General features: G+C 49.1%; 13 protein-coding genes. 6 read left to right on the top strand and 7 right to left on the bottom strand.

Annotated elements, in window-relative coordinates; genetic code table 11:
- Positions 1-44: 44 nt before the first annotated feature.
- Entirely contained in the window at positions 45-1016 is a 972-nt protein-coding gene (locus ABJI30_RS10440) for a helix-turn-helix domain-containing protein (protein ID WP_348025480.1), read from the bottom strand.
- Positions 1017-1169: 153 nt separating this feature from the next.
- On the opposite strand from ABJI30_RS10440, the gene ABJI30_RS10445 reads away from it, so the two are divergent.
- The 4 genes from ABJI30_RS10445 (at position 1170) to ABJI30_RS10460 (ending at position 6078) form a co-directional block, all read left to right on the top strand.
- The gene (locus ABJI30_RS10445; RefSeq protein ID WP_348018132.1) at positions 1170-2207 is read left to right on the top strand and encodes a carbon-nitrogen hydrolase family protein; all 1038 of its coding nucleotides are present in this window, start codon (positions 1170-1172) and stop codon (positions 2205-2207) included.
- 35 nt (positions 2208-2242) lie between these two features.
- Positions 2243-3253, top strand: coding sequence for a phenylacetaldoxime dehydratase family protein (locus ABJI30_RS10450; protein ID WP_348018133.1), 1011 nt, complete (start codon positions 2243-2245; stop codon positions 3251-3253).
- Positions 3254-3487: 234 nt separating this feature from the next.
- A complete protein-coding gene (locus tag ABJI30_RS10455; protein WP_348018134.1) occupies positions 3488-4636 on the top strand; it encodes a hypothetical protein in 1149 nt (382 codons plus the stop codon).
- Between the two features lie 140 nt (positions 4637-4776).
- Positions 4777-6078: a hypothetical protein gene (locus tag ABJI30_RS10460; protein ID WP_348018135.1), complete on the top strand. Its 1302-nt coding sequence runs from the start codon at positions 4777-4779 to the stop codon at positions 6076-6078.
- A gap of 151 nt (positions 6079-6229) precedes the next feature.
- Here ABJI30_RS10460 and ABJI30_RS10465 read toward each other — a convergent pair whose 3' ends face one another.
- Positions 6230-7126, bottom strand: a complete 897-nt coding sequence (locus ABJI30_RS10465; protein WP_348018136.1) for a cytochrome b — start codon at positions 7124-7126, stop codon at positions 6230-6232.
- A 142-nt stretch (positions 7127-7268) separates the two neighbouring features.
- Positions 7269-8252: a zinc-dependent alcohol dehydrogenase family protein gene (locus tag ABJI30_RS10470; RefSeq protein WP_348018137.1), complete on the bottom strand. Its 984-nt coding sequence runs from the start codon at positions 8250-8252 to the stop codon at positions 7269-7271.
- 120 nt (positions 8253-8372) lie between these two features.
- Here ABJI30_RS10470 and ABJI30_RS10475 point away from each other — a divergent pair, with 120 nt between their 5' ends.
- Complete coding sequence (locus ABJI30_RS10475) at positions 8373-9278, top strand: LysR family transcriptional regulator (protein WP_348018138.1); 906 nt, start codon at positions 8373-8375, stop codon at positions 9276-9278.
- 97 nt (positions 9279-9375) lie between these two features.
- Here ABJI30_RS10475 and ABJI30_RS10480 read toward each other — a convergent pair whose 3' ends face one another.
- Together ABJI30_RS10480 and ABJI30_RS10485 are read right to left on the bottom strand one after the other, a co-directional pair.
- Positions 9376-9870, bottom strand: coding sequence for a GNAT family N-acetyltransferase (locus tag ABJI30_RS10480; protein ID WP_348018139.1), 495 nt, complete (start codon positions 9868-9870; stop codon positions 9376-9378).
- Between the two features lie 419 nt (positions 9871-10289).
- Positions 10290-11357 carry an AraC family transcriptional regulator gene (locus tag ABJI30_RS10485; RefSeq protein WP_348025481.1) on the bottom strand — a complete coding sequence of 356 codons (1068 nt, stop codon included), beginning with the start codon at positions 11355-11357 and terminating at the stop codon, positions 10290-10292.
- Positions 11358-11509: 152 nt separating this feature from the next.
- Between ABJI30_RS10485 and ABJI30_RS10490 the strand changes: the two genes are divergently transcribed.
- The gene (locus ABJI30_RS10490) at positions 11510-12358 is read left to right on the top strand and encodes a DUF2306 domain-containing protein (protein WP_348018141.1); all 849 of its coding nucleotides are present in this window, start codon (positions 11510-11512) and stop codon (positions 12356-12358) included.
- A 139-nt stretch (positions 12359-12497) separates the two neighbouring features.
- On the opposite strand, the gene ABJI30_RS10495 is transcribed toward ABJI30_RS10490, so the two are convergent.
- Together ABJI30_RS10495 and ABJI30_RS10500 are read right to left on the bottom strand one after the other, a co-directional pair.
- Positions 12498-13691: a serine hydrolase gene (locus ABJI30_RS10495; protein ID WP_348018142.1), complete on the bottom strand. Its 1194-nt coding sequence runs from the start codon at positions 13689-13691 to the stop codon at positions 12498-12500.
- A 152-nt stretch (positions 13692-13843) separates the two neighbouring features.
- On the bottom strand, positions 13844-15520 hold the full coding sequence (locus ABJI30_RS10500) for an alpha/beta hydrolase-fold protein (protein ID WP_348018143.1): 1677 nt from the start codon (positions 15518-15520) through the stop codon (positions 13844-13846).
- Positions 15521-15614 lie beyond the last annotated feature (94 nt).

A 15614-nucleotide genomic window follows, 5' to 3' on the forward strand; every position in this document is an offset into this window, starting at 1 on the left:
ACACGCCAATGCTCCGCTCGTAAAGAAAAAGTGCTGATTTGGGATTAAAGCGCGCGTGATTGTCGCGGCGTTCGCTCGAACCGTTTTTTGAACGCACGGCTGAAATGTGCGGTATCTTTAAAACCCCAATCATAGGCAATCGAAGTTATCGAACGATGGTTGAGCAATGGGTCTTGTAAATCTTGACGGGCTTGTTCCAATCGACGCTGCCATATCCATTCGGATACGCCGTGGCCCTTGTTCTGAAACAGTTTCCGTAAATAGCGCTCTGAAATACCATTTGCTTCTGCCACTTTTTCACAGGTTAGCGACGGGTCGCTCAACGTATCTTCTATATATTGTAATATTCGGCGAATGGTCAGTTCCTGACTTTCAGAAACCAGTTCACTGCGCATGCCCTTCTGACTTGCCAGAGCATTGGCCATCAGGTCCAATGTGCTGGCCTGAGCTTGCCCCAGGCTTTCCGAGTCCAGATGCGCAAGTTGGCTTGCAGTCTGGGTGATTAGCATTGAAGCAAGACGCCCAACGCCAACTTTTCCAGAAACGCCAACTGCGGTTAAATTATCGACGTCGAATAGCCGCGAGACAATCTGGTCGCGCGGAACCTGCATAACCAGCTGCTCGAATTCATCTTCAAATTTCAGTTCATAAGGACGGGTCACGTCATATAATGCGAAATCACCGGGATCGAGCATCGCTTCCCGGCCATCCTGCATCAACATACCGCGACCTTTGACCTGCAGGCTTAACAGATAATTTTCTTCGGTCGATCGTGCAATTCTGCTGCGGTCTCTTACCACATGGTGGGATGTCGAACGGACATGGGAATATTTGGTGTCATTGACCTGGCGACTCTCGATCTGGCCAAAGAAGCCGCGAGCTTTAGCGGTCTCACAGGCCAGTTCTACAAATGTGTCGCAAACGAGGTCACGCCAATAGGGTACACGGTGCGACGACGGCACCGAATCCGTATTTATGACCGTTAGTCCCTGCTCCATTTGCTGAAAATGGGCCAAGTTTGGCCAATTGTCACCTAAAAAATTGCTCCATGCCGCCTGAGGCAATTAGTCATGCCAGTCCGGACAAAGCGAAATTTATGACATTGATATCCATTGGAATGAAAATTTTGGGAATCAATTTACCCATCATGGATTTCTGGAGAGAAGATTATGACATCCACTGCCTATAAAGTCGCCTGCGTTCAGGCCGCACCCGAATATTTCGATATGGAAGCAGGCGTGGCCAAAACGGTAAGACTGATCGAGGAAGCTGCTCAGGCCGGTGCAAAGCTCATAGCCTTTCCGGAATGCTGGATACCGGGCTATCCATGGTGGGCATGGCTAGACGCTGCAGCAGTCGGGATGCAGTTTGTTCCGCGCCATTTTAACAATTGCATGACCGTCGATGGTCCCGAAGTGCAGGCCATTGCCAAGGCCGCAATGGACAATGAGATTTATGTCGTCTTGGGCTATAGCGAGAAACAGGACGGCAGCCTGTACATTGCTCAGCTCCACATTGATCCTTGGACTCAAACAATCACGCCCCGACGCAAATTGAAGGCAACCCATACAGAGCGGACAATATTTGGCGAAGGCGATGGCAGCGACTTTTTTGTGCGTGATACGGCACTGGGACGGGTTGGTTCGCTATGTTGCTGGGAACATCTAAACCCGCTGAATAAATTCGCAATGTATGCGCAAAATGAGCAAATCCATATCGGTGCTTGGCCAGGATTCTCGCTCTATGCTGAGAAAGCTTATGCTTTGGGTCCGGAACTTAACACAGCAGTGAGTCAGGTTTATGCAGCCGAAGGTCAATGTTTCGTATTGGCAGCGACCGCTTTGGTGACATCGGAAATTCAGGATATGATCTGTGATAATGATTTCAAGAGAGAACTGCTACCATTGGGAGGCGGAGCCTCTCGTATCTTTGGTCCGGACGGGAGTTCAATTGGGGAGCCCCTGAATGCAGACGAAGAAGGGATCATCTACGCCGATATTGATCTCGACATGATCAGCATTGCAAAAGCAGCGGCAGATCCTTCCGGCCACTATTCGCGTCCCGATGTGTTCCGTATGGTAGCCAACAAGGAACGCCGTACCAATGTCGAACAGGTTGGAGATCCGGACAATAGTCAGCCCCGCGTGATTTCTATTGATGAGCTTCTCGATACGGAAAGCGAAGTGGCTGTTGAAGCCGCTGAATAAGCCACTAGCCGGCCAGCGATACAGGGAGAGCAACAATGCCGAAACAAATGCCCGAAAACTGGGAACCACCAGTTGACGCATGGCAGTCCGCATTTGATGGAGGCATTGAAGAAGTGGTTTTTGCCTATTTCGGCACACAGCGACCGAAGGGCGTTTCTGCTAGCGAATTTGAAGATCAATTTCACACCGCCTTCGCAGGCAATTCACCGCCATCGTTTGTTACGCGCGCAGAATATGTGGATGCTTCTGGTTATGAAAATGATCTCTTCATTGCCTATTGGCCCGGCCAGGCGGCCTTTGATGCCTGGTGGCAGGGGTCCACTTTAAAAAACTGGTGGCAGGCATCCGAAAGAGAAAGCGGTCCTCACGGATTCTGGCGCGAGATTTTTACCGTCTCGACCAAACGATTTGAAACACTGCACTCCTCAAAGTGCCCAACGGGCGTCGCCCATCTCGCAAAAGAATTTGGCGAACCAGTCCGTGAACATAATTACTGGGGCGGGATGCGGGACCGGGTGCCTGACTCGGCGCAAGATAATTTCCCGAGCAAAATTGGTGACAGACTTCCAGAACCAAAACTAGCACCATCACACGGCCAGCGGCTGGCAACAAAATTGCCTGACAATCTTTGCCTGATCCGTTCAGGCCAGAATTGGAGAGATTGTTCGGATGAGGAACTCGAAACCTATCTGGACGTTGTCAAACCGAAGTTGACTGCGGCTATGGCCTATCTACGTGATAACCCCGTAGAATCGGGTTGTGCATCCTGTCGCTTGATGGACGAAACCGCACTGGATGGCAGTCTGGCCGCACAAAGTTTCGGCCTCGCGATGTTTATTTCCATGGAGCATCTTGAAAATTGGTCAAAAAGCCACCCAACCCATCTCGCGATTTTTGGCAATTTCTTCAAAATGGTGGAGAAACATGAAGGACAGCTTGACCTGAAGCTCTGGCATGAGGTGCTCATTATCGACGGTGACAAAAGCCTCTGTGAATATGTCAATTGCCACGCCAATAGCGGCCTGCTTCCCTATTTTCGTTCCTAGATTCCTAATGTCCGCTTTTGCGCCCAAAGCAGACATTAGCGTTGTGACAGCTATATCCCGAAAGCGGACATTAGAATGTTAAGGCTACGCAGGAAATGCCCACTTCTGGCAAATTGTCCCCCACAATGTGATTTGTAGCATAGCCGACACCAAAGGGGCATGCTCTATCAATGATTGTTGCGATCATTGAGCAGCAAAGATTCACGCCTTAGCTTTAGGAATGGAAAGAAAATCATGTCTAGATATTTTTCGTTTTTTGTGAGTGCGATACTCCTGGCGACGGTTCCGGTTGCCTATGGTCCAGGGCAATCTGCGGTCCATGCACAGACGGAAAAACAAGAACGGAATGGCCCAACGATTCGACGGATCGAGAAGCAGTTTGGAAAACGAGTTGCATCCGTGGTTCGTACTGCCACTGTATCGCAATATCGTCTTCTTGATGCGGAACTTCTGGAAAACGACAGATTGCTCTTCGAACAAGCGAAGCTTTTCTCTCCCGAAAATTCTTATCGAACCGAAGCAAAACGCCGGGAAGCGGCAAAGCGCTGGTCCGACATACAAGCAGCCAGAATTCTCATAAATGCGTACAATATATCTCTTGCTCGCTCGAACGATCCGGAGTCATTGAATAGAATGATCCAGCGGTTGAAATATAATTGCAACCCTCAAGAGGCTGCGCAGTTGCTAGAAAAATTTGGAAAAATTGTTCAACAATATAAAGCTAGGTTGGATGCCGCAAAACTGGCCGGGAAACGGAGCAAAATTTCACCTGTAATAGCCAAAGGAGATTATGATAACGCAAAAAAATGGTTTGAACGCGCCAAAAATTATCAATCTCCTGAATGCAAAGACAAGACAAGCACTGGCGATGCAGATGGTGGCGGTGAGGTAATCGAGCTGGATGATATTGTCGGCGGACCGGATGCAGAGCAAGTTGAGCGTGACCCCTGTGATCGAATTAATGACCAAACCGATCCGGTAATTGTTGGTGAATGTAGAGCTTGGGCTTCGATTTTGGGCACTTGGGTGAATCGTGAATATGGTGGTTCCATCACCTTCCGCTTGCGGGCTGATCGCACTGTCTCCGCTTATATTGGTACAGCAAATGAACGCATGCGCTACTATGGTTATGACAATGGCATGGAGATATTGAATGGCCTGCAACTTGCCGGAACAAATGGAGCTACATGGTTAGTATGGACCAAGAGCGGATTTGAGTTTGCCGCGAAAATGCCAAGTAGAAAGCCAGGACAGACCTTTGGTCAAGCGGCATGGAACCAAACCGGGATGATCTTTATTGACAAGAAAAACCCCAATGCGATCTCTTTGCCGGGGCAACTGAAATGGCGTTTGTCAAATGGTAAAGCCTGGGTGCGTCAGTAGAACGGTCTCGAAAGGTCGGAGCGCCTTGCACGCTCTGATCGCAATGTCCCAGTTATGACAACGATCACATACATGTGGAATGCATTCGGATACGAATCGGACACAAGCTACGACTTCTCGTTTGATACGGAGAATGGAAAATGAAGTACTCAGTTGGTGTTTCCACCGCTTTTCTAATGGTCGGTTTTTCTGCACCGGCCAACGCTGTCGTCCTTCAGTATATTGCCAAGGGAATTGGGATGAGCGAACAATCTCAAAACCTTGCAAGCGTGGGGGATAGTGCGATGACGGCAATTGCCGGGAAAAGCGCTGCGGTGCGGGGAGCAACGGGCGCCATAAACCAGCTCCTTGTTGAGTCTGATGAACTGATTTGTTCTAGTTGGACAATACAAATGCGCGTTCATATTCGAAATATGCAGCTGGAAGAGTATCAACTGAGAGGCAACGACAAGCTGAAAATGCAAAAAGCAATTGTTGCTCTCAATCAGTTCTCTGCGAAACTGCAAGAAGAATGCACCCGGCTGAAAATCAACAAACCCGATGCCATAGTTCGGACTGGATTTGGAGTAACCCGAGAAGAATTGGAAGCTTCTACGCGAGCCTACCAGCTTCAGCGGGACATCGCATGCCGTCAGCGACTCAATCAACAATATTCCGCCGTTCGACAAGCATCGAAAGAACAACGCGTTGCTTGGGCTGAACTTGATCGTGCAAAGCAAAAATTGGCAAGAGCCAGAATGCTGGTGAACCGCAATGCTCAGGCCATCAAAAAATTACGCAAAGATAGAATATCCGCAGAGAATAGCCTTTCTACAGCGATCGCATTTTCCAAGCCGCGTTACGAACAAGCCTATAAAATTCGCCATAGCGAACCAACCGAAGGGGTGAAAAAGCGAAACAATATCAAAGCAGCGGAATTGTTGGAGAGCAGTTGGGACACGCGCATCACAGGTCTTAGTTCTAGATACCGTGCTGATCGGAAGCGTGAGCTGGCTGGCGAAGAACTGATCAGGACGGATCAAATAAAATATAACGATCAATTACAGGTCCTCAAAGCTAAGAATTTAGCGTTTTCCCAAAAAAATCAGACATGGATTCAGGGAAAATCAGACTTGGAATCTCGCTTATTGGCCTGTCAAAAAAAACCTTGGGAAGGTACGTGGACCGCCAACGCAGGTGCCGCGACAATGAAAATCGTTTTGACCCAAGAATCTGGAAGAGTAACCGGAACATTCACCGATCCGACGGGAATGGGTTCCATTACCGACGGAAGGATTTCGGGTTCAACATTACGAGCGAAGTGGAGCAACCCTCACACGCGGAAAAATAGCGGTACGTTCATTTGGAAGCTCAGTGAAAATCGTCAGAAGTTTTCGGGAACTTGGAAGGGTCAGGAAGATTCTAGCGGCACATGGAACGGTACTTTTGTACCTGACGCCTGAACCATTTGCATCAAGGAATCCATCATTTCATAATACCCCGATTTGCGCCCCAAAATCCGACGTTTGGGCGGAGTCCGCTTTATCCCGAAAGCGGACATTAGAAAACAGACCTTTTGATATGAATGATCACCACGTAGATCCAAATCCCAAGCTAGCTAACCATGCGTTTGAAAGCCTCCTTGTGTTTGTCCACAAAATGGTGTTTTAGCGCGCCAAGAACATGCGCGCCGAGGATAATATAGAGCAGATATTGCAGCAGGAATTTGTGAAACAGCCCCGGTATCTGATAAGCTTCACTTTCCGGCAAAAAAGTTTCTAGTTTCACGAAGAAGAAATATGATGAAGAGCCATGCATACTAGTCATTAGATAGCCGGTAATAGGCAGCGCAAACATCAACAAATATAGCGTGATATGGGCATTATGAGCCATTTTCCGTTCGATCGGTTTTAGCGAAGATTCCAATTTCGGTCGTTTTGATTTCCGATTCCAGATTTGCCGAAAAATGAAAAGACCAAAGATAATGAAGCCGATTGTTTCATGGATGACAAAAAATTTGGTCTTGTACCATGCATCGTCAGGGATCATGGATCCGAATATCCCGGTAGGGATCAAGGAAATGAACAGGATTGCGGTAGTCCAGTGCAAGATTCGGGACGTCCGTCCGTAGCGGGCTTCTTCGTTTGCAGAAGATAAAACCAGCTCTTCCTGACTTTTGCTTTGTTTAAAGGCCACACCCAGCAGGGTTAAGCCTGCCAGCAAAGCAACGCCAACTTGAATCCATAACAGCGTCGGTTTTGCGACGTCCATCGGAACCCGATGCGGTTTTGGATTTTCAAGCACGCCAGTTTGTGGAACCAAAGCAAATAAAATCACAATGGCAAAGCATGCGACAGCCGCAAGGAAAGTACCAAAGGCACGTGATTTTGGAGCCCGATGATTGAGCAACCATGCAATAGCAACCGCTCCAACAACAATACCCAATGCGATCAAACTCTCAAAATGTGGTAACAGCCCGTCTGGAACTGGGTTGCGCATTTCACCAGCCAAGGCGGGCCCAGCGAAAATGACACCGAATAATGTCACAAGGATCGTCGACAGTTTCCGCGTGATATGGAATGAAAGCAGCGGTTGATAGTTGTTCATCGAAATTTCCTCGAGGCCATTTTATTGGATGATAGTTATGGTTGTGCTATTCCTGATTGGGAATCAGTATCACTTTTCCTGAACGACCACTTTCGGCCGCACGCGTGACCGCGGCGGCGATATCTTCAATGGCAAAACGAGAATCGATCTTTGCTTTCAATGCTCCACTCGCAATCAGCGGAATGATTGCACCAAAGGCCGCCTGCCGATCTTCATCACTTGTTGTCTCAAACCATTTCTGGAGCCAGAAACCACGAACACGAACATCATTGAAAATTGTCGCAATCGAATTCAGCACAGGCGGCTTCTTGGAAAGCGAACCATAAGCAACAATGGTTCCGCCAAACGCCAGGCATTCGACCATTTGGGTAAATGTTACTCCGCCAACCGCGTCGACGGCCATCGAAATAGGTGCGTTACTAGTAGCTTCGGCCACCCTCTCGGCAAGATCAGGTCCATCGGTTAGCACAACATCGGCGCCTAGAGTTTCGAGTTCAGGAATCAGGCTTTCGCGGCGAACGATATTCACGGTTTTCAAACCGCGTTCCTTTGCAAGCTGAATAAGATACTCGCCGACTGCTGAGTTTGCTGCGCTCTGGATGATCCATTCGCCTGCGTTCAGATCGACAAAATTACTGAGGATCAAATGAGCGGTCAAGGGATTCACTGTTAGCATCGACATCTGTTCAACATCGCCGACATCGGGTAACGGAACGAAAGCGGCTGCAGGTGCGACAATTTCTTCCCGCCATGTTGCACCGCCCGCGAGCATTACGCGCTGTCCAATCGCCAAATGAGCTACATCGGGCGCTACTTCAACAACCCGACCAACGCCTTCGCCGCCGGGGTTGGCAGGTAGCTCCGGTGCAATCCCGTATTCTCCAGAAATTTGTAACAGATTGGCGGGGTGAATAGGGGCTGCAAGGACTCGTACTCGAACTTCTCCAGACGACAACAGTTGAGCCGTGGCATTTTTGATCATTAGCACATCAGCTGGATCGCCCGTTTTATCATATTGAATATATTTCATAGCATATCTCACAAATTTCATTGTTGCAAAATATGGAATAAGCTACACTGGATGCGGTGTATATAGCTTGATATGGATACCATAATTGTCTTTATCGCAATAATAGCTAGGTGATTGCAAATGGATAAGCTTCGGGCTGTTAAGTTTTTTATTGAGGTTTCGCGAACAGAGAACTTCTCACGTGCGGCGAAACAATTAGGTGTGCCTGCATCGTCGATTTCCAGACGCATATTAGATCTGGAGAATGAACTTGGTGTTACTCTTTTTCACCGATCCACTCGAGTAGTAAAGTTGACCGAACTCGGCGCATTGTATCTGGAACAAATAGAGCCCGCCATTGTTGCATTGAATTTAGCCGACGAGATGATTGGTCAACATTCGGAAGCACCAGCTGGTTTGTTGAAGATTACTGCCGGACCAGACTATGGCCGATTTCGCTTGATGCCCGCACTTAAAAAAATGAAAAGGCGGTATCCGAATATTATTTGCGATGTCGAGTTAACAGATGAAATTTTCAATTTGGCACAGAGTGAAGTTGATATTGCCATTCGTGCAACATCCAGTTTACCTGAACGATCGATAGCACGGAAGCTTACTGATGGTCGGTTCATTTTAGTTGCTTCACCCGGATATTTGAATCGACACGGTATGCCGCAAACAGCTGATGATCTTCAAAACCACATCGCCCTTTATTACCGTCTCCCAAATGGTATCTTATCCTGGCAAGCCCAAATGGAAAATGGATGGCGAGAGCTAAGCGTGCCACCTGGGCTTATTTGCAATCAGGGGGACACATTGTTGGATGAAGCTCTTGCCGGTAACGGTATTGCAATGTTTGCTAGATGGGGAATTCGTGAAGAGTTAGCAAAAGGTGATTTGATCCATATTGTTTTGAATGATGCGAAGATTGCGGCTTCGCGCAACGAGAATCCTGGAATTTACCTTCTGTATCACCGCCCTAAATATGCTCTCAGCAAAATACGAGTGGCGGTAGACTTCCTGCTTTCCGAGCTGGTCGAAAAGTGAAATTTTGTTTGAGGTTTGCATCGATGCCCCATGTCTGCTTTTGCGCCCATAGCGGACATAAGTGCATTCCAAAACATCGTGCGGTAGGTTGGACGAGTTAGACTTTTCGAAAGTAACGAGCAACGGGGTAGCGTTCGAAACCAGCATGTTCATAAGTTGCGCGAGAAGGAGAATGCCCTTCGTCTCCACCTGTTTCAACCATTGCCATAGCTAGCCCCTTTTGTTTCATCCAACTCAAGGCGAAGTCCATAAGAGCCGCGCCAACCCCTTGTCTTTGGTAATGGGGATCGACCGCAATTATGTATATCTCTCCCATCGAGTCTTCTGGATGTGAACGAAGCCCTAAATAACCCGCTATCTCACCGCCCTTCAAGGCCAACCATATTTCCGTTTCTCCGTCGCTGCACATTGCTTCAACATCCGCAAGCTGCCTAGCTTGCCAGCCACTGGGATAGAAAGCTTTGTAAACGTACGATGGAATTTCCTTCTCCATTTTTGGAAAAACAGGTGTCCAAGCCCGAACAGTGAGTTCCAAAACTTCTTCAAGAGAACCTGCACGATAAGGCGTCAATTTTATGGATTCTTTTGTCATGGGAGTTTTTATAACGGCGATTGTTAACAGAACAAGCGTCAGACCTAATGTCCGCTTTTGCGCCCAAAGCAGTCTCTATCGTTGTGACCGCTTTATCCCGAAAGCGGACATTAGCTTAGGTCGTTTTTAACGACAATTACTGGGCCGAGAGCGGAATCTCAGCTTTGTGCATGCTGCATTCGAAGAGCGGCCGTTCGGCTCACGACCCAAATCTCAACTTCTAGTTGCCGATGGAGTGGATCGCCAGAAAGATGCTCCAATGGCCGAGCGACAGCCCGATCGATTTCGTTTCCTTGTGTTCCAGAGCTCCAAGGACCGCCCGCCGTCAGGGCGTTTGTCACATCCAAGTATAGATGATTGGAGAGAGCCCTTATCCGTTGGTTTGTATTCAGGCAGCGAACCCGAGGATCGCAAGCAGCTTACCGGCTGCGAGCACTCTGTTGCCGGTAAGCACTTGGAGACATTCCCGTCTCCTCTCGGAACGCCCGGTTGAATGGCCCGATTGACGCAAAACCGCAGTCGAGTGCAATTACGAGGATGGAACTCCCGCTCAGTTCAGGATCACATAACATCATTTGCGCCTGCTCCACACGAAAGCGATTTATGTACCGATTGAAATTTGGCTGTCCCAACACCTGGGTGATTGCTTTTGAAACAAGGTAGTCGTGTTCACCCAGTTGAGCTGCGATGTCAGCAACCTTAACGGAAGGCTGGGTAAAGACCTCAGGCTTATGCATAAGTTCTTCGACGCGCCTCGCTAATCGTCTGCCTGCAGCCGTCGGCAATGCTGATGGTTGCGCCGCTTGATCCTCGATCAATCTGGGCGTCAAAGGATGCCGGCGCCTGAACCTCAGAGCTCCTATGGCTCCCGCCAATGCAGTTAAAGCGGCAATGCTCTGGATCGTCTTGGTGTGTGTGCTAAAAAACGATCCCTCTCGAGCCCCTTCCACCATGAAAACTGCCATAATAATCAGCGCGAGATATCCGGCTGTAAAGAGCTGCCTAAACCGGCGTTCGGGGCCTTTTTGCGTCCCAGGAATGTGGCGCGCGATTTCTACCAGGGTCACGATTACAAACGTTGAGCCAACCATGCCAACGACGTTGCCTGTCATCCTGAGTACAGCCGCCTCACCGCTGTCCAGCGTTACACCAGCGGCACCTACAAACTGAAGGATGAGAATGAAGAGTACCACCATCAACGGCGCCGCGGCCTCTTCGCGCGATGGTATGAAAAGAGAGCGCACGAATAGCCAGGCCCAGCCACAGGTTACGCTACCGAGCATTGCGGCGAGGCCAGAAAGAAGATTGGCATCAACGCCGATACTTCGAACGTATGAAGACAGCATGGCCGATACAGCGAACAGCATAAAATAAACGTTATGGCGTTGGCCAAAAGGGTGCTTCTTGATGAGAGTGGCAACCCATTCGTCGATGACAGGACCCAATAGCCGGAACCTCACAAGAGGCGATAAAGCGTCAGACTTCACTGGTTCAGACTCCTCGCGCAAAAACATGCACTGATTTTCGAATTCTCATGCAAATCGATGGCCGATTTCCAAATCGGCGAGACTGTCCCACGAAACTGCGCAATTTGTCCAGCAGCCTTTTTTCTTGAGAACAAAACTGATGGAGCGTGCCAATGCCTACCGCCAACAAACCCCTTACCGATCTTGCCCAATCGCCCCCTTTGGAAACCCGAACTGCCGCCGCCGAAAAATGGCTCAGGCGGTCAGGCCAGTTTTGGTATCTCATCGCCTTGGCCGGCCAGATCGCCTTTGTTGCATTCATAGTCATGTATTACGGCACCCGCACCATCAGCGGCGATTTCGCAACGTGGAATGACAAACCGATCGTTGTTGGTCATGTTGATGGCGACAACATGGGCAACTTCATGTTTATAACCCATGTATTTGGCGCCACGATTATTTCCCTGGGCGGAATGCTCCAGCTGCTTCCTTTCATTCGGCACCACATGCCAGCGCTTCACAGGTGGATTGGGCGAAGCTTCATGGTGATGGCCCTCTTGATGGCAACGGGTGGAATCATGATGACCTGGCTGAGAGGCGAAGTTGAGAACCTTGTGGGTGCGGTGGCGATAACAATTGATGGACTGTTGATTTTAACATTCGCAATCGTTGCCTGGCGACTTGCGGCAAGGCGTCAGATCGACAAACACAGCCGCTGGGCCATGCGAACGTTCATGGTGGCCAATGGCGTTTGGTTTTTACGGCTAATGGTGATGGCCTGGTCGATTACCACTGGCGGATGGGGGTTGGATGGGGGATTGAGCGCACCGGCTTTTATCGTGATGCAATTTGCCTGTTATCTGGCACCGTTGGCTATACTGGAACTATACTTTTCCGCTCAAGACAGCGCATCAGCCATGCGAATGCGGATGGTCACCGGCGTTATCGTGGTTGCTACGCTGTTCATGGCCATTGGTGTTTTCGGTGCTCAGTTCTTCATGTGGGGCCCATTCTATCTTTGATGCATCGGTGCTGTCGGGCAAATTGGGCATTCTACGGCCCGTCTCACATTAGTGACGGCAAATGGATCGGAAGCGAAATGGCAGCCCTAAAAACAACGGCCGCTTTCATCACAATCGCAGAAGATTTGGCTGAAGTGACTCACCTTTGTTCGGCAAAAGCCGGTAGTATGGCATTTGATATGCTGGCCATGATTTGATCTTCCCGGTCATGGCCAGTGATCACAATGGTTAGATCAAGCTCATCCACCACGATGATGCGTTGTCCGCCGCCGCCCCAGGCAAAAGTGGCGTTATAGCTTTTGTCACCAACCTCAACAGGCGTTTGATAGAAAAAATAGCCATAGCGATAGGTCTCCGGCATCCAATCCTCCGTCGGTTTGACGAGGCCGCTAGTGGCTTTGGCGAGATATTCTGTGGGAACAAATTGTTCGCCGTTTAGTTTGCCTTCGTTGAGGACTACACTGCCCCATTTGAGCATGTCACGCGATGTCATACTCACCATCCAACCCGCCTGTGGCAGGCCGCTGACATGGGTGTCCCAGCTGTAATTTGTGATGCCCAACTTATCCAAAACCTCTTTTTTGATGAAATCCTCGGCCGTACCGGGCACGACAGCATCAATGACCGTCATCACCAACATTGGATTGAAATTGCCATACAGGTAGGTTTGGGACTCTTCGGTGATCGGTCTCGAGTGCTCAAGAAGGGTCTGAACCAGACCCTGACGTTGAAGCGGAACAGGGTTTTTCTCGATCTCTTCCCAATTTTCGCGATTGATGCTAAGCCCACCATGCATAGTCAATGCCTTGTGGAGCGTGATTTTTTCTGCACCGTCGACAAGTTTTGTCCGGTCAAGGTTCTTCAGAAAACCAATCAACGGCTTGTCCAGATCGGCCATGGTCAGATATCCGAGCTGAATCGCACGGCCCAGTATCAAGCTGGTATGGGCTTTGGTGGCTGAGGCTTGGCCGTGCGCCAGATTGATGCGCCCCCGCAGATAATAGGATTCAAACAGGAGCTTATCCTTGTGGGCGATAAGCAGGCTGTCATACTTACCGTGTTCACCGTCGGCAATCTCCTGGGCCAGCTTGACAATATTGTCTTTCTTGCCACCGTCAAGACCCAATTCGCCCACCGAAACACCATCGTCTCTGTCTGCTGGCGACGTGTCGACAAAGGCGCTCTCAAGAAGCGGAATATCCCTGAATGAGAGTGCGGCCTGAACAGCCGTAGCCTCCGGTGCCGGGCCATTACTTTCTTCTGCACTTGCAGCAGCTGCGCTGCTAAGCAAGACGGCGGTGAGAAAAGCTTTGAACTTCAAGTCAATGGTCATTTTAATCTCCCAAAATTTTTCATTTTACTATCTTTCAAAATTTGCCGAGGATCATTCGTCGTCCAGCTTTGCCAGCGATTTCACACCGCGAATGACAGCCGAGGGGGATGGGGCGCCGTGATCTAAATCTTCAATGACGGTTTCTCACCGAACTATTGTTGGGCTCGCAAGTTCTCAACAATCTGCGCATCCACCCAGAATATATCCACATTGCCTTCGCTTACCATTCTATGGAAGAAAAGGTATTTTCCGTCCGGTGTCACGCTCGCCGATGCTTCCCAGGCATCTGTATTTATCTTATCGCCCAGGTTAATGGCATCACCCCATGATCCGTCTTTTTGCCTAAAGCTGAGGTAGATGTCAGAACTGCCAAAGCCACCCTCTCTTCTGCCATCCCATAAGATGTAGGACTCATCCGGAGCGATGAAGGGATGGGCTAGCCATGTTCCGGTGTTGATTGCCTCGCTCGCCAATCTTGGGTCTTCTCTTTTGCCATCTACCAATCGTGAATATCGGATTTGGCCATCTCCATCAGTACCTACTTCATCAAAATAGTAAGTTCCTTCAGTCGAAGCGGTCAGGCGCATGACACGGATGTCCTCGAACTGACCGCCAAGATTTCTTATCTCAGACCATCCAGTTTCGGTACGCTCTTTATATCGCTTGCCCAAATGCATAGTCTTGCCATCCGGAGAGATAAACGGTTGTCCTACCCTTTGGGATATCACGGACTCACGCCACTCCCCGCTCTCATATTGAAAGACGACAAATGAGGTTTTCTCCTTTTCATCGTCCTTCAGGAGATAGAATTCTTTCATATCAGGTGAGAATACACCGCCATATTCCCATCTATCTGTCGAAACCAGTCCGGGAGCGAAGGCCTCAGGGGTTAAACCCGGTAACTTCTGTCCCAGATAGGGTTTTGTGACGGTGTTCAGCTTTGCTAACCATTTGACGCTGCGGATTACGGTTTCCGGAAAAGCCGTGCCATGATCCGAATCTTCGATGATCTCGAGGCCCGCAAGCGCCACACCTGATCCGCTTCTCCGCTTTAGCAAAGACGTGAGGGTTCTCATATTCTCCATTTGATTTTCACGTTCGCCAATAGATACGAAAACATTCGCGCTCTGCCCTTTGTGCTGAACTGCTGTTTTGGCCTCGAGATCATCGAAGAAGTCAATTGCCCGCTGGTAACGGGACGGACTGCCAAGAATATAGTGTTTGAAGGTATCGGGTTCGGAAAGCAGTACAAAAGTACCAAATCCACCACCCATGGAATAGCCAAAATAGCTGCGTTCATCCGGATCCGCCCGATAGTTGGTTTCTACATATTTGATCACTTGGTTGCGAATAAAAGACAGGTGATTGCTGGCTTGCCCAAAATGGAACCTTTCTTGAAGTTCGGCATTGTTGTGTTTGACGAAGCTGTAATCCCGAAAACGACTGGCGTTTTCTCTCTCATCGCCAAGATTTTTCTGCCAGGAAATTCCGACCACTATAACCTCTGGCATCAAAAATTCAGTGGAACCGGACAGCATATCCATGTGCACCTCCGCATCCGTTGTGTAGATCACCGGATATCTGGCATCGGTATTTTCCGCATAGTCTTCGGGCAGTTTGATATAGAGTTCATATTGTCGGTCCGTGCCGCTTTCCTGAATTGGCGCGACCTCCGTCCGCGGCATTTCATAGGATTTGCGTTCATTGGCCTGCGCGCTGGCAAAGGGAAGCATGAGCAAGCAAATCACAACAGCGATTTTGGTCAATATTTTGCCCATAATTTCTCCACCATTTTCGAGTTGCTTGATTGGGATGATATCGATGTTCATATCACGGAGGCTATGCCGTCATCGCCGTCGGGCCAATACCAATATTGTATCAGAATTTCTCGAGATTCGATTTTGAGACATTTTGATACAAAAA

The sequence above is a fragment of the Parasphingorhabdus sp. genome (genome assembly GCF_039968395.1).
Taxonomy (GTDB): Bacteria; Pseudomonadota; Alphaproteobacteria; order Sphingomonadales; family Sphingomonadaceae; genus Parasphingorhabdus.